The sequence below is a fragment of the Planococcus halotolerans genome, assembly GCF_003289955.1.
Classification (GTDB): Bacteria; Bacillota; Bacilli; order Bacillales_A; family Planococcaceae; genus Planococcus; species Planococcus halotolerans.
In genome coordinates, this window is sequence record NZ_QLZR01000008.1 from 102,321 (window position 1) to 127,200 (window position 24,880).

A 24,880-nucleotide genomic window follows, 5' to 3' on the forward strand; every position below is an offset into this window, starting at 1 on the left:
GAACACAGGAGGAATTTTATAATGGCAAACGGCGAAAAAATCACAACAGATAACGGTGTATTGAACGTACCTAACAATGCAGTAATTCCATACATCATCGGTGACGGTACTGGACCGGATATCTGGAATGCAGCTTCACGCGTTCTTGAAGAAGCGGTAAACAAAGCTTATAACGGTGAAAAATCAATCGTATGGAAAGAAGTTCTTGCTGGCCAAAAAGCATTCGACGAAACTGGCGAATGGCTTCCTGAAGAAACTCTTGAAGTGATCCGTGAGTATTTGATCGCTATCAAAGGGCCTCTTACTACACCAATCGGCGGCGGTATCCGTTCATTGAACGTGGCACTTCGCCAGGAGCTTGACCTTTACACTTGCCTGCGTCCTGTTCGTTATTTCGAAGGCGTACCTTCACCGGTTAAACGTCCTGAAGACACAGATATGGTCATCTTCCGTGAAAACACTGAAGATATCTATGCTGGTATCGAATATGCTAACGGCAGCGACGAAGTTAAAAAATTGATCTCTTTCCTAACTGACGAAATGGGCGTTAAAAACATCCGTTTCCCAGAATCATCAGGTATCGGCATCAAACCGATTTCTGAAGAAGGAACAAAACGCCTTGTGCGCGCAGCAATCAACTATGCTTTGACTGAAGGCCGCGAGTCTGTAACTCTTGTACACAAAGGTAACATCATGAAGTTCACTGAAGGAGCTTTCAAAAACTGGGGCTATGAAGTGGCTGAACAAGAATTCGGCGATAAAGTCTTCACTTGGAACGAGTATGACAAAGTGAAAGACGAGCAAGGAACTGATGCAGCAAACAAAGCACAGGAAGAAGCTCTTGCTTCAGGAAAAATCCTTATCAAAGATTCGATTGCTGATATCTTCCTACAGCAAATCCTTACTCGTCCAAGCGAGTTCGATGTAGTTGCTACAATGAACTTGAACGGCGATTACATTTCAGATGCACTTGCTGCACAAGTTGGCGGAATTGGTATCGCTCCTGGAGCGAACATCAACTACGATACTGGGCATGCGATTTTCGAAGCTACTCACGGGACAGCTCCTAAATATGCTGGCCTTGATAAAGTGAACCCTTCTTCTGTTATCCTGTCAGGTGTATTGATGCTTGAACACCTTGGCTGGAACGAAGCGGCTAAAATGATCACGAACTCAATGGAAAAAACAATCGCTTCTAAAGTTGTAACTTATGACTTTGCACGTCTGATGGACGGCGCTACAGAAGTGAAAACTTCAGCATTCGCTGATGAGCTTATCAAAAATATGTAATTCTTAGAGAGAGGGGATTTCCCCTCTCTTTTTTTTATTGCCAATATCGCGGCCAACTTTGTTTCAGAAGCATCGACAAAGGAAACAATATTGAATAAGGAGAATGATTTCTTTTATTAATTTCGAAAATCTGATTAATAAGGAGAGAATCTTATGACATTCAAACATAAAAAGATTTCAGTTATCGGCTCAGGATTTACAGGAGCTACAGCAGCTTTTCTGCTGGCGCAAAAAGAACTTGGGGATGTCGTCCTGGTTGATATACCGCAGATGGAAGATCCGGCAAAAGGCAAGGCGCTGGATATGGCAGAAGCGGGTCCAGTCATCGGCTACGATGCGAAAGTTACAGGGACCGCTGACTATACCGATACCAAAGACTCTGACCTCGTCATTATCACCGCCGGTATTGCGCGTAAACCGGGGATGAGCCGGGATGATCTGGTTCAGACCAACCAGAAAATCATGAAATCCGTTACTGCAGAAATAGTTAAGTATTCACCGGACTCGACGATACTGGTTTTGACAAATCCTGTGGATGCTATGACCTACACGGTGTATAAGGCTTCCGGATTTCCGAAAGAGCGCGTTATCGGCCAGTCAGGAGTTCTGGATTCTGCGAGGTTCAGAACATTCATCGCACAGGAACTGAACCTTTCTGTAAGAGACATCAGCGGCTTTGTGCTCGGCGGACACGGGGACGATATGGTGCCGCTCGTGCGCTATTCCTATGCAGGCGGCATTCCGCTTGAAACACTGATTTCCAAGGAACGTCTGGATGAGATTGTGGACCGCACCCGTAAAGGCGGAGCTGAAATTGTAAATCTTCTCGGAAACGGTTCTGCTTATTATGCTCCTGCTGCGTCACTAGTTGAAATGGCTGAAGCGATCATTAAAGACCAGCGCCGCGTTTTGCCGGCTATCGCCTATCTTGAAGGCGAGTACGGAATGGACGGAATATATCTGGGTGTTCCGACAATCCTCGGAGCAGGCGGAATCGAAAAGATATTTGAAATCGATTTAAATGAAGAAGAAAAAGCTTTATTGAATAAATCAGCCGAATCTGTAAAAGCGGTCATGAAGATTCTGGCATAAGCGGTTAGAGGCGGACGGGATTTCCTGTCCGTTTTTTTATAAGGCTTATAGCTGCTATTTATACAGCGCATATCCACACGCGATTTGCTTTTCAGTGCTTAATTGATATTATTAAAGTATTAAGACAACAGGGGGGATTTTAATGTTGCTGGGAAAGAAACGGAAGTTAGGCCGTAAAATCGAAGATATGGCGACTGGCGAGAAACTCAAGCTGACAGAAAATATCGAGGACAAAGATCTTCTCCTCTATCTGGGCCTTACAAATGATGGGAATCCGCTGTACATCCAGCATGATTTTGCCTCCCAGACAAAATTCGAAAAACCCGTTGTTCCGACAGCGATGCTTACGGGAATCATTACATCAGCAGTGTCTAAATACTTGCCGGGACCCGGTTCGTATATCACTGAGCAGCATTTGAAGTTTAAAAAACCTGTCTACCATTATGCTACAGTGGATTTTCTTCTGGAAGTTACAGAAGTGAATGTGGCAGCCAATGAAGTCACAGTAAGAGTCGAAGCAACAGATGAAAACGGTGAATTGGTACTGGAAGGCAAGCTTGTAGCAAATCCGCCGCAAGTACTGAGCCAGCTGACCACTGAAGCAATGGATAATTTCTAATTGGTTTGGAATGGGGGTTTCAAACTGAATGTGGAGGCTGTAAAAATGCAGAAGAAAATTTTAATCATTGAAGACGAACAATCCATCGCTACATTGCTGTCCTATAATTTGACGCAAGCCGGTTATCAGACGATTATCGCAAATGACGGAAAAGAAGGATATGAATTGGCGATAAGCGAAGCACCTTCCCTTATCGTACTGGATCTTATGCTTCCATCCATGGACGGTGTGGAAATATGCAAGGAGCTGCGCCTTCAGAAGATAAGTACGCCTATTATCATGCTGACTGCCAAAGACGATGAGTTCGATAAGGTGCTCGGGCTTGAACTGGGAGCAGACGATTACATGACTAAACCGTTCAGTCCGCGTGAAGTCGTAGCCCGGATCAAAGCAGTCCTGCGCAGATCGGAAGGCATTAAAGTCCAGCGGGAAGATTCTTCTTCCAACGAAATGAAATTAGGCGAACTGAAAGTTTATCCTGAACGTTACGAAGCCTTTCTGAATGATGAGCAATTGGAATTCACACCGAAAGAGTTTGAGCTGCTAGTCTATTTGATGGAAAACAAAAACAGAGTGCTGACGCGCGATCAATTATTAAGTGCCGTTTGGAAATATGATTTTGCCGGAGATACCCGGATTGTCGATGTGCATATCAGCCATCTGAGAGAGAAAATTGAGGAAAACAGCCGCAAACCCGTATTTATCAAGACCATCCGAGGATTGGGCTATAAATTTGAGGAGCCAAAAGCGGTATGAAGCCTTTTCGGCGGCGGCTGCTGAGCACTCTCCTGCTTTGGCTCGGTACACTTCTTGCCGGGCTCTATATTGTTGTCATACAAATCCTTCCCTTTTATCAGGAAATGGGCAATGGCTTTGAATTTTGGTTTTTGCTGGCTGTAGTGTTCCTTGCTGCGTTTGCAATTTCAGCTGTAATTGGATACCGGATCATCAAAATTCATATTGCGCCGATCGAGAATATTACAGAAACGGCAATGGAACTGGTAAAAGGCAATTACCGGGCGAGAGCCTATGAGGATGCCGCAATTGGTTCAGCCCCGTTAAGCTCTACAATAAATGTGCTGGCGAGAAACCTACAGGAAATTACAGCTGTTCGTGAAATGGAACAGGAACGCCTGAAAACACTGATTGAAACTATGGGCAGCGGATTGATCATGATTGACCGGCAAGGGAAAATTTCGCTTTCCAATAAATATTTTCAGAATGAATTTGAAGTGAGCAGCAATGATATTATCGGAAAATTTTATGGGGAGCTGCCAATTCCAGGAGCACTTGCGGGCTTTATCGAAAAAGTTTTTATGACTGAGACTCCAGCAAGGGAGCAATTGCAATATCAATCCGGCATCAATACCCGTGCTCTTGAGGTATACGGAGCCCCGGTTATTGGCAATCACGAACAATGGCTCGGCATAGTCATTGTTCTCCACGACATAACTGAATTAAAGCGTCTTGAACAGATCCGGAAAGATTTTGTTGCCAATGTTTCGCATGAGTTGCGCACACCGGTAACATCCATTAAGGGATTCTCGGAAACATTGATTGATGGGGCATATAAAGATGAGTCATCATTATTATCTTTTTTGGAGATTATTCAAACAGAGACAAATCGTTTGGAAACATTGATCGAGGAACTGCTGGAGTTATCACGTGTTGAACAGAGTGGTTTCAAAGTCGACGCGCAGCCGACTGATATGAAGGCTGTGATTGAATATGCATTTGAAATGGTCCAGCCAGGGTTTGAAGAAAAGCAAATGAAGTTCGAGACTTCACTTGACCAAGTAACTGTGGCCGGGGATGCCAATCGGCTGGTGCAGATTATGATGAATCTGATGGTCAATGCCCTTACATATTCTCCTCCTGAAAAAACAATAACAGTGAGATTATTCGAGAAAGGGAACCAGGCAGTGATTGAAGTGGAAGATGAAGGAATTGGCATTGAACCTTCCGAAATCAATCGTCTTTTTGAACGCTTCTACCGGGTAGATAAGGCGAGAAGCCGAAATTCCGGAGGAACCGGGCTGGGGTTGTCCATCGTCAAGCACTTAATTGAAGCGCACCACGGCAAGATAGAAGTACAGAGCACCCCAGGGAAAGGCAGCGTTTTCTCCATTTATCTGCCGATTGCTGAATGAACTTTCAAATAAAAATACAAAGATTTACATGGCTTTAATATTGGCTTCACATAAGGGTGGTATCTTCTAATAGAACCCCCTTTCAACACCCAAAGAAGAAAAAGGACCTTCCACGAGGTCCTTTTTCTTTTTTTATGAAACTATTTATGTGCTTTTCCGTATATTTATCATACATAAATAAGGAGGACGAAATTATGACAGCAAAAAAAGTTCTGTCAATCATCGGGCTGTCTATTGGCGGCATCCTGCTGCTGGTGGCCGTTTTTACGTCTTGGTATACGGTTGATGAATCCGAACAGGCAGTGATCATTACATTTGGTGTAGCCAATGAAACCATTGTGGAGCCCGGCCTTCATTTCAAAATGCCTTGGCCGATCCAGCGGGCGGAAATCCTTTCCAAGGAAACATACAGCCTTCAATTTGGCTATAGCCAGGATGCAGACGGGGAGATAGTGTCCTTTGACAAAGAAACAAAAATGATTACGGGTGATGAATATATTGTTCTGACCGATCTGGTCGTACAATGGAAAATCACCGATCCGAAAAAGTACCTTTTCAATGCGGAAGAGCCAAAAGAGATTCTGCATGATGCAACATCCGCATCTATCCGTTCCATTATCGGCAGCTCATTGATTGATGATGCGCTGACTTCAGGGAAAGCGGAAATCGAAGCAGACACGCGTGACCTTTTAGCATCTTTAATCGAAAAATATGATATTGGAATCTCGGTCCTTGCGGTCAAGCTGCAGGACGTCGAGTTGCCGAACGAAGAAGTGCGGGCGGCTTTCACCAATGTAACAGATGCACGCGAAACGATGAACACGAAAATCAATGAAGCCAGAAAATATGAAAACCAGAAACGAAACGAAGCACTCGGGGAGAAAGCAGCAATCAATTCCCGTGCAGAAGGGCAGAAAGTGGCAAGGGTGGAACAGGCACGCGGCGACGTAGCGGTATTTGATAAATTGTTCACTGAGTATGAAGCGAATCCGGAAGTTACAAGACAGCGATTGATTCTTGAAACACTGGAAACCGTATTGCCGAACGCCAAACTTTACATCATGAACGACGAAGGCGGAACGATGAAATATTTGCCGCTTGGCGACAACCAGACTTTATTGCCTCCGGCTGCAGAATCTGAAACAGGGGGCGAAAACGATGGAAACGAATAAACCGCAAAATGAACCAAGTAAATTTGATGCCTATAAACCTTCCAAGCCGAAAAAACAGCCAAAAGATCCGATTAACTTCAAAAAGTACTGGAAGCTGATTTTCGGTCTGTCCCTCGCTTTAATCGTATTGCTTATCCTGTTGGCCAACGTCTATGTGGTTAAGGAAAACGAGTATCGCGTGGTCCGCCAATTCGGTGAAGTGGTGGCTATCAAAGAAGATCCAGGTCTTCACATGAAGATTCCATTCATCCAGAGCCTGACAACACTTCCGAAGTATCAGATGATTTATGATGTCTCGGAAGCGGAAATCAATACACGGGATAAAAAACGGATCATCATTGATAATTATGCAGTTTGGCAGGTAGTCAACCCGCGGGAACTGATTACCAATGCGGCGACTATCGTCAATGCCGAATCCCGGATGGAAGAGTTTATCTATTCAGTGATCCGTTCAGAACTTGGCCAATTGAATTACGATGAAATAATTAACGATGAAAATTCTTCAAGAGGCAGCTTGAACGACAATGTCACAGCAAAAGTGAATGAGCTCCTGGAAAAAGACCAATATGGTATCCGTGTTACGGATGTACGCATGAAACGGACGGATCTTCCAGCGGAAAACGAGCAGTCGGTTTATACCCGAATGATTTCCGAGCGGGATTCGACAGCACAGGATTATTTATCGCAGGGAGACGCTAAAAAACGTGAAATTGAAGCGCAGGCCGACCGGGAAGCACAGGAAGTGATTGCCACTGCCCGCAAGGAAGCGGCTTTGATCCAGGCAGAAGGGGAATCTGAAGCGGCGAAAATCTACAATGAATCGTTCTCGAAAGATCCCGAGTTCTACCAATTGTACCGTTCACTCCAGTCCTATACGAAAACCATCGGCGAGGATACTGTCATCATCCTGCCGTCCGATTCCCCATATGCCAGTGTTTTATCCGGCATAATGGAATAAAACCAGCCGTCATTTCTCTTCTTTTTACCCTCGTGGTAAAATAAAGGGAATGACGGTTTTTTATTGAAAGGGGTAATTTTGTGGCTAAGAAAATACTTTTACTGGACGGCAATAGCTTGGCATACCGCGCATTTTTCGCGCTGCCGCTGCTGACAAATGAAAACGGCATCCATACAAACGCTGTATACGGTTTTACGATGATGCTCCAACGAATTCTTGAAGAGGAAAAACCTACTCATATGATGGTTGCTTTTGATGCGGGGAAGACAACTTTCCGGCACGAAACGTTTAGTGAATACAAGGGAGGGCGCCAAAAGACGCCACCCGAATTATCCGAGCAGTTCCCTTATTTACGGAAATTGATCGATGCTTATCGCATCAAGCAATATGAACTGCCAAACTACGAAGCTGATGACATCATCGGTACGTTAAGCCTGGAAGCGGAAAAGCAGGGCGACGAAGTCATTGTGATTTCGGGAGACAAGGATCTGACGCAATTGGCTTCCCCTTCAACTACGGTATATATCACCCGTAAAGGGATTACGGATATTGAAAAATATACCGTTGACCATATCAAGGAAAAATATGGTCTGACACCATTGCAGATCATTGACATGAAAGGCCTTATGGGAGATTCTTCCGACAACATCCCGGGTGTTCCCGGTGTCGGTGAAAAAACCGCGCTGAAACTGCTGGCAGCCCATGGCTCAGTGGAAGGCGTATACGAGGCGATCGAACAGCAAAAAGGCAAGATGAAAGAAAAGCTGGTGGCCAATGAAGACTTGGCATATATCAGTAAAAAGCTTGCTACGATTGAACGCCAGGCACCGGTTGAAGTGAAAATCGATGAACTTGGTTATGAAGGTCCCGACCAGGACGAGTTGATCAGGATCTGGAACGAACTGGCTTTTAAATCATTACTTGAAAAAATGGAATACACGGCAGAGGAAACGGTCAAAGAAGAATTGAAATTTTCGGTGTCAACGGAAGTCCAGCCGTCAATCCTTAAAGACGAAATGGCTGTGCACCTGGAAATGTACGATGAACATTACCACACCTGTGACCTTCTTGGCGTGGCACTGTCTGATGAGACCGACACCTATGTAATACCGATGGACGTGGCTAAAGAATCGGAAACTTTCAAAGCATGGCTGGCAGATCCTTCGAAGAAAAAATATATGTCCGATTCGAAAGCATCCACTGCTGCATTTCTGCGCAGTGAGATTGAACTCGATGGAGTCGATTTCGATCTGATGCTCGGTGCTTATATCGTCAACCCATCACTGACCTATACCGATATGGCCAATATTGTTTTGGAATACGGCTATACAGACGTATCCACGAATGAACAGGTCTACGGCAAAGGCGCTAAGAAAAAAGTGCCGGAAGATGACATCTTGAATGAACATATTGCCAGAAAAGCGCGGGCAATCTGGAAAGTAAGGGATATCATTATTAAAAAACTCGAAGAAAATCAGCAATTTGACCTCTATGACAAATTGGAGCTCCCCCTTGCTACAGTGCTGGGGAAAATGGAATCACTGGGTGTTAAAGTGGACCGGGCGCAATTGTCCGATATGGGAGAAGAATTGGCTGCAAAACTGAAAACGATCGAATCAGAGATTTACAGTCTTGCTGGCCAGGAGTTCAATATTAATTCACCGAAGCAATTAGGCGTCATCCTGTTTGAAAAATTAGGCTTGCCGGCTTTAAAGAAAACCAAAACCGGTTATTCGACAGCCGCTGATGTACTGGAAAAACTGGAAGGCCAGCACGAAATCATTTCACATATCCTGCTATACAGACAGCTCGGCAAACTTCTTTCAACTTATATAGAAGGTTTATTGAAGGAAATCCATGACGACGGCAAAATCCATACCCGTTTCCAGCAGGCTCTGACTACAACGGGCCGCTTAAGCTCGACGAATCCGAATCTGCAGAATATACCCGTGCGGCTTGAAGAAGGGCGTAAAATCAGAAAGGCGTTTGTCCCTTCTGAACCGGATTGGGTGATGGTAGCCGCGGATTATTCACAGATCGAATTGCGCGTGCTTGCACATATGTCTGAAGATGAACGGCTGGTTCAGGCGTTTAAAGATGATCAGGATATCCACACCGCTACAGCGGCTGACGTATTCCATGTTCCATTGGAAGAAGTCACGGGCGATATGCGCCGTGCTGCCAAAGCGGTCAATTTCGGCATTGTCTATGGCATCAGTGATTATGGGTTATCCCAAAGTTTGAATATCCCCCGGAAGGAAGCGGCAGAATTCATCGATCGCTATCTGAAGAGTTTCCCGGGAGTGCAGCAATATATGACGAATATCGTCTCATCGGCGAAGAAAGACGGATTTGTTACGACATTGATGAACCGCAGACGCTATCTGCCGGATATTACGAGTTCAAACTTTAACCTTCGCAGTTTTGCGGAGCGGACAGCGATGAATACGCCGATTCAAGGAAGCGCAGCGGATATCATCAAAAAAGCGATGATTGATATGGATGAAGCACTCGAACGTGAAGGCTTAAAAGCCAATATGCTGCTGCAAGTGCATGATGAGCTGATTTTCGAAGCGCCAAAAGACGAATTGTCCCGTTTGATGGAACTGGTTCCTAAAGTGATGGAGTCGGCAATGGCATTGAATGTTCCATTGAAAGTCGATATCGCATCCGGCGATACATGGTATGAAACAAAATGATTGGAGGCCGATAATATGCCTGAACTTCCTGAAGTGGAGGGCGTGGTCCGGCAGATACGTCCCGTTGCCATCGGCAAAAAGATAGAAGATGTTTATATTTCCGATACGATCCGGCTGTCAAAAACCGGTGGCAGGGAAGCGATTCTTAAAAAAGTAGAAGCTGACAGTTTTATTGATAAAGTTAAGGGTTCGCAAATAACCAGTGTGGAACGGCGCAGCAAGTATATCTATTTCGGTCTAAGAAAAGACAGTGAATTCCTTCTGGTGAATCATCTTGGGATGTCAGGCGCCTGGTTTTATGTGGGCAGCCTGATGTCGATTCCGGAAGAGAAATTCCGGAAACATGTCCATGTTGTTTTGACGTTAAATGATGGCAATATACTGGCTTATTCGGATATCCGCCGTTTTGGGGAAATGCGGGTGTTAAATGATGAAGGGGATTATCCACCGCTGTTGCTGATGGCACCTGAACCCTTTGATGAAAATGCCCTTCAGCATTTTCTGGATATGTCCGAAAGTCCAAAATACAGGAACAAACCGATCAAAGAAGTGATTATGGATGGGCAGGTTATTTCCGGAGCGGGCAATATATACGCTACGGAGGCTCTATTCAGCATGAAAATTCATCCGAACCGTGCTGCACATCGAATCAGCAGAAAACGCAGAACTGAACTTTTTAAAGCAGTGGTGGATATACTTTTGGAAAGCATCGAAGCCGGAGGGAGCACTATATCCGATTACCGGAACATCAACGGAGAATCGGGAGGGATGCAAAACCGCTTCGCAATGTATGGGAAAAAACAATGCATGACTTGCGGCAGTGTGACGAAAACCTTGAAAATTGGAGGACGCACATCTGTCTACTGCCCAACATGCCAAAAATGAGGGCTTAAGATGATCATTGGATTGACAGGAAGCATAGCGAGTGGCAAAAGTACCGTGTCAAAAATGCTTGAAGATTTAGGTTATCCGATAATTGACGCGGATTTGGTGGCGCGGAAGGTTGTTGAACCCGGTTCAGAAACACTGAAAGAGATCGAGGCATTATTCGGTTCGGAAGTAATCCGGGATGACGGTACGATGAACCGGGAAAAGGTTGGAGCATTAATTTTTTCTGATCCTGTAAAAAGAAAACAAATGAACGACATCATCCATCCGGCGATTCGGGCGGAAATGCTGCGCCAAAGAAGTGCTTTTATGGCTGAAGGCCATCAAACAATTGTCATGGATATCCCTTTGCTTTTTGAAAGCAAACTGCAGCATTTTGTCGATAAGATACTGGTTGTCAGCGTGACGGAAGACAACCAATTGTCGAGGCTGATGGAGAGAAATGGTTTAAATGAAAAAGACGCAAGGGCACGGATTGGCTCCCAGCTGCCAATGTCTGTAAAAGAAGAAGGAGCTGATGCCGTCATTTACAACAATGGAACCATTGAAGAAACTGCGCAGCAACTCACTGGAATTTTGAAGCAGTGGCAATAAAATTCACAAAGCTGAATTATTCGTCACTTTTTGAGGTTCTCGAATCGATATAATGTGTTATACTATATAACGAAATAAAAAAATAAGTATAACTTAATTAATGGAGGACTATAAATGACAGTTTCTATTGCAATTAATGGATTTGGCCGTATAGGCCGTATGGTGTTCAGACAGGCAATCTTAATGGATGACATAACTATTTCAGCAGTAAATGCCAGCTATCCTGCTGAAACGTTGGCTCATTTGATAAAGTATGACACAAATCACGGTACCTTCGACGGAGAAGTAAGCGCCGAAGAAGGGGCTATAATTGTTAATGGAAAACGAGTTGAATTGGTCAGCGAACGCGATCCATTGAAACTGCCATGGAAAGCAATGGGTGTGGATATTGTTATTGAAGCTACCGGGAAGTTCAATGCCCGTGATAAGGCAGCTCTTCATCTTGAAGCTGGAGCGAAAAAAGTCATCTTGACTGCTCCTGGGAAAAACGAAGATATTATGATCGTAATGGGTGTCAATGAAGATAAATTGGATATTGATAAGCACGATATCATTTCCAATGCCAGCTGCACGACGAACTGCCTTGCACCAGTTGCCAAAGTTCTCAACGATTCGTTTGGAATCGACAACGGTTTGATGACAACTGTACACGCTTACACGAATGACCAAAAAAACTTGGATAACCCGCATAAGGATCTTCGCCGTGCACGCGCCTGTGCCCAGTCGATCATTCCGACTTCAACCGGAGCAGCAAAAGCTTTGTCGCAAGTCCTGCCTGATCTGGAAGGGAAAATGCACGGATTGGCGCTGCGTGTACCGACACCGAACGTGTCCCTTGTTGACCTTGTGGTTGATTTGAATAAAGACGTTACGGTCGAGGAAGTCAACCAGGCCTTCATCGATGCCGCAAACGGTCCGATGAAAGGGATTTTGAATTTCACAATGGAACCGCTTGTATCCAAAGATTTCAATACAACCACGGATTCAGCCATTGTCGATGGTCTGACTACGATGGTGATCGCAGGCCGCAAAGTGAAAGTCCTGGCATGGTATGACAATGAATGGGGCTACTCAGCTCGGGTAATCGATCTGACAAAACGGGTCGCTTCTGCAATGAGTGTAATATAATGACACAAACCACTTTTTCGTTTAGTATGAAAAAGTGGTTTTTTATTTGTAAGAAAAATCCACGAAAAAAAATAAATCTTTATCAGATTTATTTGTTGCATTTCAACTGAATACATCATATACTATGATTCGTAGCAAAAAAAGCTACTTTCTTCCGGTCGATTCCAAAGCTCAATGAGGAATCAGGACGAAACATTTTTATTCACATGACTGCTTAAAGGGTTAGGACCTCTTTGGACTAACTTTCCCCCGTGGTAGTCAACTTTGAATATTTTGAGCACGAAACCAAAATGATATCAAAGGGGGAAACGAACCATGGAAACAATGGGACGTCACGTAATTGCAGAACTTTGGCAGTGTGATTTTGACAAATTAAACGATATGGATTTTATCGAAAAAACTTTTGTTGATGCAGCACTCAAATCAGGGGCAGAAGTCCGCGAGGTCGCTTTTCATAAATTTGCGCCACAAGGTGTAAGCGGCGTAGTAATCATTTCTGAATCACATTTGACAATCCACAGCTTTCCTGAACACGGCTATGCAAGTGTAGATGTATATACTTGCGGAGATATGGATCCGACTATTGCAGCGGATTATATCGCTAAGGCACTTGGCTCACAATCGAGCGAAGTTAAAGAATTGCAACGTGGAATGGGTCCAGTCGGTGCTGGAAAAACCAAAGTTACAGTAACTGCATAATCCATTTAAACCAAGACATTAAATTAAGACATAAAAGCAGGGGAACTGATCCCCTGCTTTTTCTATTTGTTTGTACATAGTAATATATATTTTATATAGGCCGCTTTGTCGCTTTGGACTAAGCTCTCACAATAAGCCGAGAAGAGCACTCGTCTTATTGCTCCGCTCCGTCCTGGCGCGCTCCTTCGCTGGATTCACTTCTGGACATGATATGAAATTAAGTGGACTTAATAACAAGAGTTGGGCTGTTATGCACTCGGGCGATGGCCCGAGTTAGCTAAGCTCAATCTATTAGTTTTTCTCTAAAAAGTTGAACTAACTAAATTGCATTGTATGGACTGATTCGTTTCTTAAAGAGGTTTCTAGAGATATGAAGCAAAACAGCGAAGACGCCCAGGGGACCAAGCGAAGTGCTGAGATCCACTCGGGTGAAGTGAAACGAGAACGAGTTAGCTCAGCGCAAGCCCCCAGGCAAGCGTAGTTGTTTTGCGGAATATCGATTGTTAAAGATTAGTAATTCTCTAATATTATTAGATTCCAAAATGAAATATTATAAACCCGGAAATTTTGTTATACTTAGAGCAACAGAAAGAGAATTTGGGGAGATGTCAAAATGAAATGTCCGGCTTGTCAGCATAACGGTACCCGCGTCGTGGATTCGCGGCCAGTAGATGAATTGAAATCGATCAGAAGAAGAAGGGAATGCGAAGAATGCGGCTATCGATTCACCACTTTCGAGAAAGTGGAAGAGATGCCGCTGATTGTCGTGAAAAAAGACGGTTCCCGCGAAGAGTTCAGCCGCGAAAAAGTATTGCGCGGCTTGATCCGTGCTTGCGAGAAACGTCCGGTGCCACTGGAAACACTTGAGGAACTGGTTTTCAATATCGAAAAAGATCTTCGCAGAATTGGCAACGCCGAAGTGAAATCCGAACAGGTCGGAGAAATGGTGATGGACCGGCTGGCAGCAATTGACGAAGTGGCTTATGTCCGTTTTGCTTCTGTCTATCGCCAGTTCAAAGATATTAATGTATTTATAGACGAGCTGAAGGATTTATTGAATAAGAATCCGGAAGATAAGATATCCGAGTAAGGCGGTGAATTATGACTGCATTCTATAAAGAGCTGCAGGCGGCTGATGCTTTTAAAATTCGTCTGCCTTATCCATTTTCAAATTACGACCGCCAATTACTGACTCTTCTTTATCAGCCGATGGTCGGTGCAGAAGCCATATCCCTTTACCTGACGCTTTGGGCGGAAGGGGAAGCGGAACGGACGGAGACACCGCATTATACGCTGATGAATACTTTGGGTATGCCGATTGCCAAGATTTTTGAATCGCGTATCCAGCTGGAAGCTATCGGATTATTGAAGACTTATAAAAAAGGGACAGAATCCCGTACCTTTTTATATGAGTTATGCCCACCGCTTGATCCTAAAGATTTTTTCACTGACCCATTGCTGTCGATGTTCCTGTTCAGCAAAATTGGGGATATCGCTTACCGCCGGGTACGGGACCGGTTTATCCTGCCTGCGGAAGACATGGAATCCTTTGAAGAAGTTTCACGGACCTTCACGGATATTTTTCAGCCGGTCCATGCAAAAGCCGGTTATCCGAACGATTCACAAAAAATGCAGCAGCGCAGCAGAAAAGGTTATGAAGCGGAGTATGATTTCGATTTCAACCTTCTCCACCAAGGGCTTTCTGAGCAGCTGGTGCCCAAACGGGTGTTGACTGCATCGATTAAAGACACCATCTGCAAATTGGCTTTCCTGTACGGATGGGGACCGCTTGAAATGCAGAAAGTGATCCTACTGGCCATTGACGATGATTATCGTCTTACTATAGAAGGAATTAAAAAATCCGCATCTGAGTATTATAAGATGACGGTATCTACAACTGCGCCAAAACTGGAACCGGTTCTTGCGAAAGCACCTGAACCGGAAGCTGAGCCGAAGAACCGTCAGGATGAATTGATTCTGTACCTGGAATCTGCATCGCCGATTGATGTGCTCCGGGATATTGCCGGCGGTAAAGAGCCTCTTTCTGCAGATGTGCAGCTTGCCAACAACCTGGTCATGCAGCATGGCATGGAGCCGGCGGTAGTGAACGTGCTGCTGCAATATGTTCTTCTGCGGACCGATATGAAATTGACTAAAGGTTATGTGGAAAAAATCGCTTCACACTGGATCCGTAAAAACGTGTCCACTGCTGCAGAGGCGATGGAACTCGCGCGCACTGAACATGCCCAATATATGAAATGGAAATCGGAAGGCTCGCCTGTTGCCGCCTCGAAATCTTCGTCACGTTCTAACGGCAAGCCTGTCCGTGAGGAAAAACTGCCGGAATGGTTCTATACGAAAGATGAGCCGCAGGCAACAGCTCCACAGAAAAATGAAAGCCTGGAAGTCGAGAAGCAAAAACTCCTGGCAAAACTTGCTTTGAAAAAAGGGAAGGGTGATTAAATGGAACCGATACGGGAAACCTTAAAACGGGTTGTCAATGCACCGGCTTTTTCAGAGCGTTACAATGATATGCGCAAGGAAGTGCTGGAGAACCCAGGCGTCCAGAGTTTTCTTGAAGAAAATGCCTCTGAAATCGATAAAAGCATCGTCGACCGCGGCATGCACAAATTATATGAGTACATCGACCAATCACATGACTGCAATAAATGCCCGAGCTTAGACGGATGCATCAATCATTTGAAGGGCTTCGAACCCAATCTGGTGCTTGAACGCAACACGATCGGCATTGCATATACGCCATGCAAATCTAAGAATGCTTATGACAATAAACGACGTGCAAGCTCCCTGATCCACAGCATGTACATGCCGAAAGAAGTTATGCAGGCGACGCTGTCCAATTTCGAACCGGACGACAGCCGGATGGAAGCATTCCGGGCAGTCGGCGCATTTCTTGATCAGGCAACAGGACCGGATAACCTGCCGGAAAAAGGTTTGTTTTTCTACGGCAAATTCGGGGTGGGAAAATCCTATCTGTTAAGTGCGGTGGCAAATGAGCTGGCGGAGATAAACGTCAAATCGGTTTTGGTATTCGTACCCGAATTCATGCGTGAAATGAAGCAGGCAATCGGCGACCAGACGCTCCAGGAAAAAGTGGACTACGTCAAAAAGGCGGATGTTCTGATGCTGGATGATATTGGAGCGGAAGCGATGTCGAGCTGGACGCGTGATGAAGTGCTGGGAACCATTCTTCATTACCGCATGGCAGAAAAGCTTCCGACTTTCATGACTTCGAATTTCAGCTACTCTGAACTTCAGCATCACCTTACTTATTCTCAACGTGGTGAAAAAGAAGATTTAAAAGCGGCACGTGTTATGGAACGGATTCGTGCACTCACGAGTCCTGTGAAAATGGACGGCCGCAACTGGCGTAATTAAATTTGGTGCGAAGTCATTATAAATGCATTTTATTTACAGTGATTGCATTTTAAATGCTTTCGGTTTATAGTAAATACAATCGAAATATGATTTTAAATGCGACGACGAGGACAATAATGGATTGCACGACTTCCAGAGAGAGAAGCCCAGGCTGAAAGCTTCTTAAGAAACGGCAATCCATTTACCGCCTCCGAGCAGCAGCTGTGAACATTTTATTTAGTAGCAGCTGCCGGCAACCGGCCCGTTAGCCGATGCAGAGCTTCGTCCCATTCAGTTTACTGATTGGGGCAGAAGAAGGGTGGAACCACGAACTGAGCTTCGTCCCTTTGGGATGGGGCTTTTTTGTGTTCCAAAATGTTTCTGCAATTGGATCATGGAAAAAGATGAAAATCAAAAGGAGAGATTGCTATGTCAGACATGATCAATTTAAAATTTCCGGATGGAGCCGTAAAGGAATTCGAACGGGGCACTACAACAGAAGATGTGGCGGGATCAATCAGCCCTGGCCTTCGTAAAAAAGCTTTGGCTGGTAAAATCGGCGACCGCCTTGTTGATTTGAAAGCACCACTGAACGAAGATGGAGACATTGCAATCATCACAGCGGAATCGGATGAAGCATTGGAAATCCTTCGCCACAGTACAGCGCATTTATTGGCGCAGGCGGTTAAACGTCTATACCCGGATGCGAAGCTGGGTGTTGGTCCAGTGATTGAAAATGGTTTCTACTACGATATCGATACAGAATCAGCGATTACTTCTGAAGACCTTCCGAAAATCGAGAAGGAAATGAAGAAAATCATCGGTGAAAATCTTGAAATCGTCTGTCATAGTGTTTCCCGCGCAGAAGCGCAGGAACGTTTTGCAGCAATTGAAGATCCGTACAAACTTGAACTTCTTGAAGCAATTCCGGAAGATGAGCAGGTTACAATCTATGAGCAAGGTGAATTTTTCGATCTTTGCCGCGGCATCCACGTTCCGGCAACAGGCAAGCTGAAAGAATTCAAATTACTGAGTGTGGCCGGTGCATATTGGAGAGGCGACAGCGACAATAAAATGCTGCAGCGTATTTATGGCACTGCGTTCTTCAAAAAAGAAGACTTGAAAGCGCATCTTGAAATGCTTGAAGAAGCAAAAGAACGCGATCATCGTAAAATCGGCAAGGAATTAAATCTGTTCATGAATTCGCAGAAAGTCGGCCAGGGGCTGCCAATGTGGCTGCCGAAAGGCGCGACAATCCGCCGCATCATCGAGCGTTATATTGTTGATAAAGAAGAACGTTTGGGTTACGACCACGTCTACACTCCAGTTCTTGGCAGCGTCGAACTTTATAAGACAAGCGGCCACTGGGACCATTATCAGGACGATATGTTCCCGGTCATGAGCATGGATAACGAAGATTTGGTGCTTCGCCCGATGAACTGTCCGCATCACATGATGATTTTCAAACAGGGTATTCATTCATACCGCCAGATGCCGGTCCGTATCGCGGAACTTGGCACAATGCACCGTTATGAAATGTCCGGCGCCTTATCAGGATTGCAGCGCGTTCGCGGTATGACTTTGAATGATGCGCATTTATTCGTAAGACCTGACCAGATCAAGGACGAATTCAAACGTGTCGTCAATCTGGTGGTGGAAGTCTATAAAGACTTCGACATCAAAGATTATTCATTCCGCGTATCTTACCGTGATCCGGAAGATAAAGAAAAATACTTCGATGACGATGCCATGTGGGAACGTGCACAATCCATGCTGAAAGAAGCAATGGACGAAATGGGCTTGGATTATGTGGAAGCAGAAGGAGAAGCGGCATTCTACGGACCGAAATTGGATGTCCAGGTGAAAACTGCGCTCGGCAAAGAAGAGACTCTTTCTACAGTACAGCTTGATTTCCTGTTGCCTGAACGCTTCGACCTTTCCTATATCGGAGAAGACGGCAAACAGCACCGTCCGGTTGTTATCCACCGTGGTGTCGTTTCAACAATGGAACGTTTTGTCGCATTCCTGATCGAAGAATATAAAGGTGCTTTCCCGACTTGGCTAGCGCCAGTCCAAGTGGAAATCATCCCGGTATCACTCGATGTCCACAGTGACTATGCCAATGAAGTGCAGGAAAAACTGCAGTCGCACAAACTGCGTGCCGATATTGACGGACGCGATGAAAAACTGGGCTACAAGATCCGCGAAGCTCAGATGCAGAAAGTTCCTTATATGCTCGTTCTTGGTGATAAAGAGATGGAAGACGGTTCTGTAAATGTCCGTAAATACGGTGAGCAGAAGTCGGAAAGCATGCCGTTTGATGACTTCCTGTCGATGATTCAGGGAGAACTTCGATAAGTTTGGATTAGAGAAATACCATATATACCGCTTCGGTATACCGCTACGGCGCTATGGACAAGCCTCTCGCAATAAGCCGAGAAGACCACTCGTCTTCTGCCCGGTCGGCATTCGCCTGCTCCTGAACCGCGCCGGCACTGAGAGAGACTTCTAGAGATATGGAGCAAAACAGCGAAGCGCGGTCGAAGGTCTTTCGACCGGCGCTTTGCGACGAAGCTAGCGCAGCGATGCAGGAGCACGAGGTTTTGGCAAGCTTATCTGTTTTGCGGAATATCGTCTATGTAAGGTTTATTGAGATGAACTGTTGACACGCCTATAGGTGCGTGGTATTATAAATAAGGTTATAGAATACTTATATGTGCAAGCAGGAGCACCCGCTTCTCACCTGATCGACCAAATGTTGGCAGGTAGACACGATTTGACTATTTCACGCTGAGGCGTGCTGTCATAAATTGCGGGTGGGCCGAACGAGGTCCATCCGCTTTTTCTTTGGATCGGAACCTGTAAGCCGACATGGTCGGTTACGCATTTTAAGCTATTCGCAACACTATCCGGAGGTGGATTATTATTAGCAAAGACAGTAATGTAAACGAAGGCATTCGTGCACGGGAATTACGGGTTATTGATCAAAATGGTGAACAGCTCGGCATTAAAACGCGCAACGAAGCCCTAGAAATTGCAGGTCGTGTCAACTTGGATCTGGTTCTTGTGGCTCCTCAAGCTAAGCCGCCGGTTGCCCGCATCATGGACCATGGTAAGTTCAAGTTTGAGCAGCAGAAGAAGGAACGTGAGATTCGCAAGAATCAAAAAGTCATCGTAGTGAAAGAGGTTCGTTTGAGCCCTGGAATCGACGACCACGACTTCAACACGAAGCTTCGGAACGCAATCAAGTTCCTTGAAAAAGGCGACAAAGTCAAAGCTTCAATCCGTTTTAAAGGCCGTGCGATTACGCATAAAGAAATCGGACAACGTGTCCTTGAACGCTTCGCAGAAGCGTGCAAAGAAGTTGCTACGGTTGAACAGCGCCCTAAAATGGATGGACGCAGCATGTTCTTGATGCTGGCTCCAGTCAACGAAAAAGAATAACAGTACAATTGTTTAGGAGGAACTCGAAATGCCGAAAATGAAAAGCCATAGCGGTGCGTCAAAACGTTTCAAGAAAACTGGAACTGGTAAAGTAAAACGCAATCGTTCACACACAAGCCACTTATTTGCAAACAAATCGACTAAGCAAAAGCGTAAACTCCGTAAAGGAAAGCTTGTATCTTCAGGCGATTTGAAACGCATTAAATCTTTGATCTACAACATGAAGTAATAACGAAAAGCGAAAACGGCCGTTCAGCTCCGGCAGACTTAAGATGAACTTCCGAAGCGGCGTTTTTTGCCGCACAGGAAGGGCAGCTTAAGACCGAGGAGCTGGCCCGTTGGAGTCTGGACAAGACCGAACCAAAAATCGAATTCTTTATATTCAAGCAGGAGGTAATGTATTATGCCACGCGTAAAAGGTGGAACAGTGACGCGCCAGCGTCGTAAAAAGGTCATTAAATTAGCAAAAGGTTATTATGGTGCGAAGCACATCCTTTTCAAAGTAGCAAACCAACAGGTGATGAAGTCAGGTAACTATGCTTACCGTGACCGTCGCAACAAAAAACGTGACTTCCGCAGATTGTGGATCACTCGTATCAACGCAGCAGCTCGTTTGAACGACATCTCTTACAGCCGTCTAATGAACGGTTTGAAAGTTGCCGGCATCGACATCAACCGCAAAATGCTAGCTGAAATCGCTGTATCTGATGCAGCTGCATTCACAGCACTAGCTGACCAAGCTAAAAAAGCATTGAACAAATAAGATAAATGCACAAAAAAGACTGGCGATCATTCGCCAGTCTTTTTTAATGGAGGAATAGTAAATGTTTATTGTGATTTCCGCTTATATCGCTATTTTATCCCTGATGGCATTAATAATGATGAAAGCCGATAAACGTCAGGCGCAGAAGAGAGGCCAGCGAATTCCAGAAAAAAATCTGTGGAGAGTCGCATTGTTCGGCGGGGGAATCGGCGCCTATATCGGCCTGATGGCATTCCGCCACAAAACCAAGCACACGAATTTCCGGATCGGATTCCTGATGCTGGCGGTTCTTCAAGCAGCGCTGCTCGTCTGGATTTACAGTGAATATGGTCTTCGTTAAGCGTCATTTCCGCTCTTCATCAATTGTTCGATCGGGTTTTTCCAGTTGATGGCGGCATTCGGGTAATTCATTTGGATTTCCTTTTCGAGAAAGTGGAAATCCTCTTTAGTGAAACCTTGCAGCATTGCAGGGTCTTCTGCCCAAACGAAGATTGAAACCACTTCAAACGCGTCGTCGGTCGTGCCGAGGTATTTTTCCCCTTCAAAGATGACGCCGCGCAATGTAATGAAGAAGTTTTTGCGTACATTTTGGACATCATCATAGAAATAATAGGATTTACTTTCGACCGCAGCATCGAATTTTCGTTTCGGGTCGAATACATAGCGCAGCAAACGATAGAATAGATATATAATTAATGCAATAACAATGAAACGGATGATGATGGCCATGCAAAATACCCCCTTGCAAAAGTGGTTGTCATATATAATACGGACATAAAGAATTATGGTTTCAAGATTTATTGAAAAAAAGGAGAATTCTTATGAATTTAGAGAAATTATTCACTATGCAGGAAGAATTGGACAGCTACATACAGACTAATAATGAAGTAAATGAAGATCTTTTCGAAAAAAAAGGGCTTGCGCTCATCGTGGAACTTGCTGAACTCGCGAATGAAACCCGCGCTTTCAAATTCTGGAGCGCCAAAGGACCATCGGAACGTGAAGTGATTCTGGAAGAATACGTGGATTCCATCCATTTTTTATTGTCCCTCGGAATCGAAAAGGACTTGAATATGCTGAATGAATGGCCTGATCCATTAAGTGAGCAGGATTTGACCGCAATCTTTCTGAAGACAAATAAAAGCATACTGAATTTCATGGAGAAGCATTCGATGTCAACTTACCAGACAGTGTGGAGCTGTTACGGTGCAATTGCTGATATTCTCGGATTCACCTACGAGGAAGTACTTGAAGCATATGTCGCGAAAAACCAGAAGAATTACGACCGCCAGAAGGATGGGTATTAATTCTGTTAGATGAATTTTTTGAAAATATACGCAGGTTCATTTATAATGGAGAAGTGAGACTATTTAGGAGGTCGAAATAAATGGTAAAATTAGACGAAACGCTCCAAATGTTAAAAGATTTGACTGATGCAAACGGTATTCCAGGCAATGAACGCCAATCGCGCGAAGTCATGAAGAAATACATAGCGCCTTTTGCAGATTCAGTTGAAACGGACGGGCTGGGAAGCCTGATCGCTAAAAAAGAAGGGCTAGCTGACGGACCGAAAATCATGGTTGCAGGCCACCTTGATGAAGTAGGCTTCATGATTTCCCAGATTGACGATAAAGGATTCCTGAAATTCCAGACTGTCGGCGGATGGTGGAACCAGGTTATGCTGGCACAGCGCGTAACCATCACTACACGCAGCGGCAAGGAATATATCGGCGTTATCGGCTCGAAACCGCCGCATATCCTGTCTCCGGAAGCACGCAAAAAACCTGTTGAAATCAAAGACATGTTCATTGATATCGGCGCATCGTCACGCGACGAAGTAAAAGAATGGGGCATTACACCGGGCGATATGGTGACACCTTATTTTGAATTCAACGTGATGACGAACGAAAAATTCCTTTTGGCAAAAGCCTGGGACAACCGTATCGGCTGCGCAATTGCCATTGATGTGTTGAAAGGTCTTAAAGGCCAGGACCATCCAAATGTCGTTTACGGCGTAGGAACAGTGCAGGAAGAAGTTGGACTTCGCGGCGCGAAAACAGCGACTGCGAAAATCCAGCCGGACATCGGATTTGCAGTGGACGTGGGCATCGCCGGCGACACTCCTGGCATCACAGCTCAGGAATCCAACAGCAAAATGGGTGACGGACCACAAATTCTTCTATTTGACGCTTCCATGGTTTCGCACCGCGGTTTGCGTGAACTGGTTCTTGATACGGCAGACGAAGCTGGCATCCCGTACCAATTCGAAACGATTGCAGGCGGAGGAACAGACGCTGGCTCGATCCACTTGACGGCGAACGGTGTTCCGGCATTGGCGATTGGCGTGGCAACGCGCTACATCCACTCACACGCCGGTATCCTTCACCGCGACGACTATGAAAACGCAGTGAAACTAATCATCGAAGTCATCAAGAAATTGGACAAAGACACAGTAGCGAAAATTACATTTGAATAAAATATGGAGATCCTCTCGCTGTGGCGAGGGGGTTTTTTGTTGTTTTTTTGCGGATTTTGGAAGTGAGTGATCATAGAACCTTGTGAGTGATCATAGAGCTCCCAAAAGTGCTCATAGAATCTGTTGAGTGATCATAGAATCCTGTGAGTGATCATAGAACCCCAAAAAGTGATCATAGAAAATATAACGAGCCGATCTTGTCGCTTTTCGCCTGCGAAAAGCATCCATTTAACGGTTTTGAACTTTGGAAAAGCATTCGCAATGAAGAAATCCGCAAAAAAGTAACAGAAAGAAAGTATTCTCGTCCCAAATCACCAAATAGCCCCTACTTCAAACCCTGAAATATCGCGCATGCCTGTAAAAAAGAAATAAGAAAAATAAATTAACTATTCAAACAGCCAAATGCTATAATCCGAGTAAGCAGAAAGGAGAGAATCAAGATTCTATCTAAAGTTGATATGTTAAAAAGAGCCATTCGGCGACTAAAGGAGAATACACCGGAACGCGAATTGTTGGAAAGGGAATTATTCCTTGCAGAAGCGGGAATCCGTGGGGAGAAGCGGCTTCAAAAAAAGTTTGTGGAATTTTATTCATCTGAACCTTTTGAAATTCTTTGGAATACAAGCCTTACTCTCGGCAACTGGCCAGTGCAGATCGACGGATTGCTGCTAACACAAAAAGTTGCGGTTATTCTCGAGTCGAAAAACATCAGCGGTGAGCTGCATTTTGAAACTAGAACTGGCGAGTTCTTCCGTAATGATGTAAATGGTGTGAAAACAATTATGGATAATCCGGCAGTTCAAGTTGAAAAACATATGCGTTTTATAAGAATGTGGTTTGCTGAAAACAAAATCCCCCTTCCGGTAGACGGCATGCTCGTTTTCACTGCTTTAAAAGCTGAATTATGTTCACTTCCACAAAATACTCGCACCTGCAGACACCACCACATGATTGAACTTCTATTTAAAACCATCGAAGAGTATCCATCCAGCACTCAGCAAAACCGTCATGCCCTTAAAAAATATAGAAAAATAATCGAAAATCAACTTACACCATATATTCAAAAACCGATAGCAGTTCAGTATTCCATGGATCCGCATCTATTTAAACGTGGAATTTATTGTGAAGCCTGCAAAACGTTTAACGTTGCCCGAGAGCGTCGACGCTGGCAATGTGACGCATGCGGAATAACTTCCTTAACTGCAGGTGAAGAAGCGGTATTGGATTACTTCGCAATATTTGGATTTCAGGCAAACAATGAAAAACTTCGGACCTTTTTAAATGTAGATGATCGACATATTGTGAAGCGTCTGTTGTCACAAGAAATTTTGACGAAAGAAGGAAGCAGAAGACACAGCAAATACTCATTGAATGAAGGAAAAACTTTGCAGGAGTGACATAGAATTTGCTGAGGGATCATAGAATCTGTTGAGTGATCATAGAACCCGAAAAAGTGATCATAGAATCCTGTGAGTGATCATAGAATCCTCTGAGTGATCATAGAATCTTAAAGAGTGATCATAGAAAATA

General features: G+C 44.7%; 24 protein-coding genes. 23 read left to right on the top strand and 1 reads right to left on the bottom strand.

The features are described 5' to 3' along the window. The first annotated feature begins 21 nt into the window (after window positions 1–21). The 20 genes from icd (at window position 22) to DP120_RS16145 (ending at window position 21,214) form a co-directional block, all read left to right on the top strand. Entirely contained in the window at window positions 22–1,290 is a 1,269-nt protein-coding gene (icd, locus tag DP120_RS16050) for an NADP-dependent isocitrate dehydrogenase (RefSeq protein WP_112224658.1), read from the top strand. 153 nt (window positions 1,291–1,443) lie between these two features. After that, a complete protein-coding gene (gene mdh, locus DP120_RS16055) occupies window positions 1,444–2,382 on the top strand; it encodes a malate dehydrogenase (protein WP_112224659.1) in 939 nt (312 codons plus the stop codon). 142 nt (window positions 2,383–2,524) lie between these two features. Further along, window positions 2,525–3,001, top strand: a complete 477-nt coding sequence (locus tag DP120_RS16060) for a MaoC/PaaZ C-terminal domain-containing protein (protein ID WP_112224660.1) — start codon at window positions 2,525–2,527, stop codon at window positions 2,999–3,001. A gap of 45 nt (window positions 3,002–3,046) precedes the next feature. Beyond that, on the top strand, window positions 3,047–3,757 hold the full coding sequence (locus DP120_RS16065; RefSeq protein ID WP_112224661.1) for a response regulator transcription factor: 711 nt from the start codon (window positions 3,047–3,049) through the stop codon (window positions 3,755–3,757). Beyond that, on the top strand, window positions 3,754–5,151 hold the full coding sequence (gene pnpS / locus DP120_RS16070) for a two-component system histidine kinase PnpS (protein WP_112224662.1): 1,398 nt from the start codon (window positions 3,754–3,756) through the stop codon (window positions 5,149–5,151). Before DP120_RS16065 ends, pnpS begins: the two co-directional genes overlap by 4 nt. Before the next feature lie 194 nt (window positions 5,152–5,345). After that, on the top strand, window positions 5,346–6,323 hold the full coding sequence (gene hflK / locus DP120_RS16075; RefSeq protein ID WP_112224663.1) for an FtsH protease activity modulator HflK: 978 nt from the start codon (window positions 5,346–5,348) through the stop codon (window positions 6,321–6,323). Continuing rightward, on the top strand, window positions 6,310–7,281 hold the full coding sequence (gene hflC, locus DP120_RS16080; protein ID WP_112224664.1) for a protease modulator HflC: 972 nt from the start codon (window positions 6,310–6,312) through the stop codon (window positions 7,279–7,281). The genes hflK and hflC overlap by 14 nt, the downstream gene beginning before the upstream one ends. 80 nt (window positions 7,282–7,361) lie before the next feature. Beyond that, the gene (polA, locus tag DP120_RS16085; protein WP_112224665.1) at window positions 7,362–9,980 is read left to right on the top strand and encodes a DNA polymerase I; all 2,619 of its coding nucleotides are present in this window, start codon (window positions 7,362–7,364) and stop codon (window positions 9,978–9,980) included. 15 nt (window positions 9,981–9,995) lie between these two features. Continuing rightward, on the top strand, window positions 9,996–10,865 hold the full coding sequence (gene mutM, locus DP120_RS16090) for a bifunctional DNA-formamidopyrimidine glycosylase/DNA-(apurinic or apyrimidinic site) lyase (protein ID WP_112224666.1): 870 nt from the start codon (window positions 9,996–9,998) through the stop codon (window positions 10,863–10,865). Between the two features lie 9 nt (window positions 10,866–10,874). Continuing rightward, window positions 10,875–11,462 carry a dephospho-CoA kinase gene (coaE, locus tag DP120_RS16095; protein ID WP_112224667.1) on the top strand — a complete coding sequence of 196 codons (588 nt, stop codon included), beginning with the start codon at window positions 10,875–10,877 and terminating at the stop codon, window positions 11,460–11,462. Window positions 11,463–11,576: 114 nt separating this feature from the next. Further along, window positions 11,577–12,590, top strand: coding sequence for a glyceraldehyde-3-phosphate dehydrogenase (locus DP120_RS16100; protein WP_112224668.1), 1,014 nt, complete (start codon window positions 11,577–11,579; stop codon window positions 12,588–12,590). A gap of 315 nt (window positions 12,591–12,905) precedes the next feature. Next, window positions 12,906–13,289 carry an adenosylmethionine decarboxylase gene (gene speD / locus DP120_RS16105; protein ID WP_112224669.1) on the top strand — a complete coding sequence of 128 codons (384 nt, stop codon included), beginning with the start codon at window positions 12,906–12,908 and terminating at the stop codon, window positions 13,287–13,289. Window positions 13,290–13,902: 613 nt separating this feature from the next. Further along, a complete protein-coding gene (nrdR, locus tag DP120_RS16110) occupies window positions 13,903–14,379 on the top strand; it encodes a transcriptional regulator NrdR (protein WP_112224670.1) in 477 nt (158 codons plus the stop codon). Window positions 14,380–14,390: 11 nt separating this feature from the next. Beyond that, complete coding sequence (locus DP120_RS16115) at window positions 14,391–15,752, top strand: replication initiation and membrane attachment family protein (protein WP_112224671.1); 1,362 nt, start codon at window positions 14,391–14,393, stop codon at window positions 15,750–15,752. Beyond that, complete coding sequence (dnaI, locus tag DP120_RS16120; protein ID WP_112224672.1) at window positions 15,753–16,688, top strand: primosomal protein DnaI; 936 nt, start codon at window positions 15,753–15,755, stop codon at window positions 16,686–16,688. Window positions 16,689–17,096: 408 nt separating this feature from the next. Next, a complete protein-coding gene (gene thrS, locus DP120_RS16125; RefSeq protein WP_112224673.1) occupies window positions 17,097–19,025 on the top strand; it encodes a threonine--tRNA ligase in 1,929 nt (642 codons plus the stop codon). Window positions 19,026–19,589: 564 nt separating this feature from the next. Then, window positions 19,590–20,111 (top strand): translation initiation factor IF-3, encoded by a 522-nt coding sequence (infC, locus tag DP120_RS16130; protein WP_218673378.1) that lies wholly within the window; start codon window positions 19,590–19,592, stop codon window positions 20,109–20,111. A 28-nt stretch (window positions 20,112–20,139) separates the two neighbouring features. After that, entirely contained in the window at window positions 20,140–20,340 is a 201-nt protein-coding gene (gene rpmI, locus DP120_RS16135) for a 50S ribosomal protein L35 (RefSeq protein ID WP_084246435.1), read from the top strand. A 174-nt stretch (window positions 20,341–20,514) separates the two neighbouring features. Next, window positions 20,515–20,874 carry a 50S ribosomal protein L20 gene (gene rplT / locus DP120_RS16140; RefSeq protein WP_084246433.1) on the top strand — a complete coding sequence of 120 codons (360 nt, stop codon included), beginning with the start codon at window positions 20,515–20,517 and terminating at the stop codon, window positions 20,872–20,874. Window positions 20,875–20,935: 61 nt separating this feature from the next. Beyond that, window positions 20,936–21,214 carry a DUF1294 domain-containing protein gene (locus DP120_RS16145; protein WP_112224674.1) on the top strand — a complete coding sequence of 93 codons (279 nt, stop codon included), beginning with the start codon at window positions 20,936–20,938 and terminating at the stop codon, window positions 21,212–21,214. On the opposite strand, the gene DP120_RS16150 is transcribed toward DP120_RS16145, so the two are convergent. Next, window positions 21,211–21,603, bottom strand: coding sequence for a sigma-w pathway protein ysdB (locus DP120_RS16150; protein WP_112224675.1), 393 nt, complete (start codon window positions 21,601–21,603; stop codon window positions 21,211–21,213). The genes DP120_RS16145 and DP120_RS16150 overlap by 4 nt on opposite strands. Window positions 21,604–21,695: 92 nt before the next feature. Here DP120_RS16150 and DP120_RS16155 point away from each other — a divergent pair, with 92 nt between their 5' ends. From DP120_RS16155 to DP120_RS16165, 3 genes are all read left to right on the top strand, one after another. Continuing rightward, on the top strand, window positions 21,696–22,181 hold the full coding sequence (locus tag DP120_RS16155; protein WP_112224676.1) for a dUTP diphosphatase: 486 nt from the start codon (window positions 21,696–21,698) through the stop codon (window positions 22,179–22,181). An 80-nt stretch (window positions 22,182–22,261) separates the two neighbouring features. Continuing rightward, window positions 22,262–23,350: a M42 family metallopeptidase gene (locus tag DP120_RS16160; RefSeq protein ID WP_112224677.1), complete on the top strand. Its 1,089-nt coding sequence runs from the start codon at window positions 22,262–22,264 to the stop codon at window positions 23,348–23,350. A 458-nt stretch (window positions 23,351–23,808) separates the two neighbouring features. Further along, window positions 23,809–24,747, top strand: coding sequence for a nuclease-related domain-containing protein (locus DP120_RS16165; protein WP_112224678.1), 939 nt, complete (start codon window positions 23,809–23,811; stop codon window positions 24,745–24,747). Window positions 24,748–24,880: the final 133 nt, after the last annotated feature.

Bases quoted from the DNA above. Each gene is read 5' to 3' on its own strand.
- icd (WP_112224658.1), top strand. From the start codon at position 22: ATGGCAAACGGCGAAAAAATCACAACAGATAACGGTGTATTGAACGTA.
- DP120_RS16115 (WP_112224671.1), top strand. From the start codon at position 14,391: ATGACTGCATTCTATAAAGAGCTGCAGGCGGCTGATGCTTTTAAAATT.
- rpmI (WP_084246435.1), top strand. From the start codon at position 20,140: ATGCCGAAAATGAAAAGCCATAGCGGTGCGTCAAAACGTTTCAAGAAA.
- speD (WP_112224669.1), top strand. From the start codon at position 12,906: ATGGAAACAATGGGACGTCACGTAATTGCAGAACTTTGGCAGTGTGAT.
- DP120_RS16060 (WP_112224660.1), top strand. From the start codon at position 2,525: ATGTTGCTGGGAAAGAAACGGAAGTTAGGCCGTAAAATCGAAGATATG.
- dnaI (WP_112224672.1), top strand. From the start codon at position 15,753: ATGGAACCGATACGGGAAACCTTAAAACGGGTTGTCAATGCACCGGCT.
- mdh (WP_112224659.1), top strand. From the start codon at position 1,444: ATGACATTCAAACATAAAAAGATTTCAGTTATCGGCTCAGGATTTACA.
- mutM (WP_112224666.1), top strand. From the start codon at position 9,996: ATGCCTGAACTTCCTGAAGTGGAGGGCGTGGTCCGGCAGATACGTCCC.
- coaE (WP_112224667.1), top strand. From the start codon at position 10,875: ATGATCATTGGATTGACAGGAAGCATAGCGAGTGGCAAAAGTACCGTG.
- nrdR (WP_112224670.1), top strand. From the start codon at position 13,903: ATGAAATGTCCGGCTTGTCAGCATAACGGTACCCGCGTCGTGGATTCG.
- DP120_RS16150 (WP_112224675.1), bottom strand. From the start codon at position 21,603: ATGGCCATCATCATCCGTTTCATTGTTATTGCATTAATTATATATCTA.
- DP120_RS16145 (WP_112224674.1), top strand. From the start codon at position 20,936: ATGTTTATTGTGATTTCCGCTTATATCGCTATTTTATCCCTGATGGCA.
- thrS (WP_112224673.1), top strand. From the start codon at position 17,097: ATGTCAGACATGATCAATTTAAAATTTCCGGATGGAGCCGTAAAGGAA.
- DP120_RS16160 (WP_112224677.1), top strand. From the start codon at position 22,262: ATGGTAAAATTAGACGAAACGCTCCAAATGTTAAAAGATTTGACTGAT.
- rplT (WP_084246433.1), top strand. From the start codon at position 20,515: ATGCCACGCGTAAAAGGTGGAACAGTGACGCGCCAGCGTCGTAAAAAG.
- DP120_RS16155 (WP_112224676.1), top strand. From the start codon at position 21,696: ATGAATTTAGAGAAATTATTCACTATGCAGGAAGAATTGGACAGCTAC.
- hflC (WP_112224664.1), top strand. From the start codon at position 6,310: ATGGAAACGAATAAACCGCAAAATGAACCAAGTAAATTTGATGCCTAT.
- DP120_RS16165 (WP_112224678.1), top strand. From the start codon at position 23,809: ATGTTAAAAAGAGCCATTCGGCGACTAAAGGAGAATACACCGGAACGC.
- hflK (WP_112224663.1), top strand. From the start codon at position 5,346: ATGACAGCAAAAAAAGTTCTGTCAATCATCGGGCTGTCTATTGGCGGC.
- DP120_RS16100 (WP_112224668.1), top strand. From the start codon at position 11,577: ATGACAGTTTCTATTGCAATTAATGGATTTGGCCGTATAGGCCGTATG.
- DP120_RS16065 (WP_112224661.1), top strand. From the start codon at position 3,047: ATGCAGAAGAAAATTTTAATCATTGAAGACGAACAATCCATCGCTACA.
- pnpS (WP_112224662.1), top strand. From the start codon at position 3,754: ATGAAGCCTTTTCGGCGGCGGCTGCTGAGCACTCTCCTGCTTTGGCTC.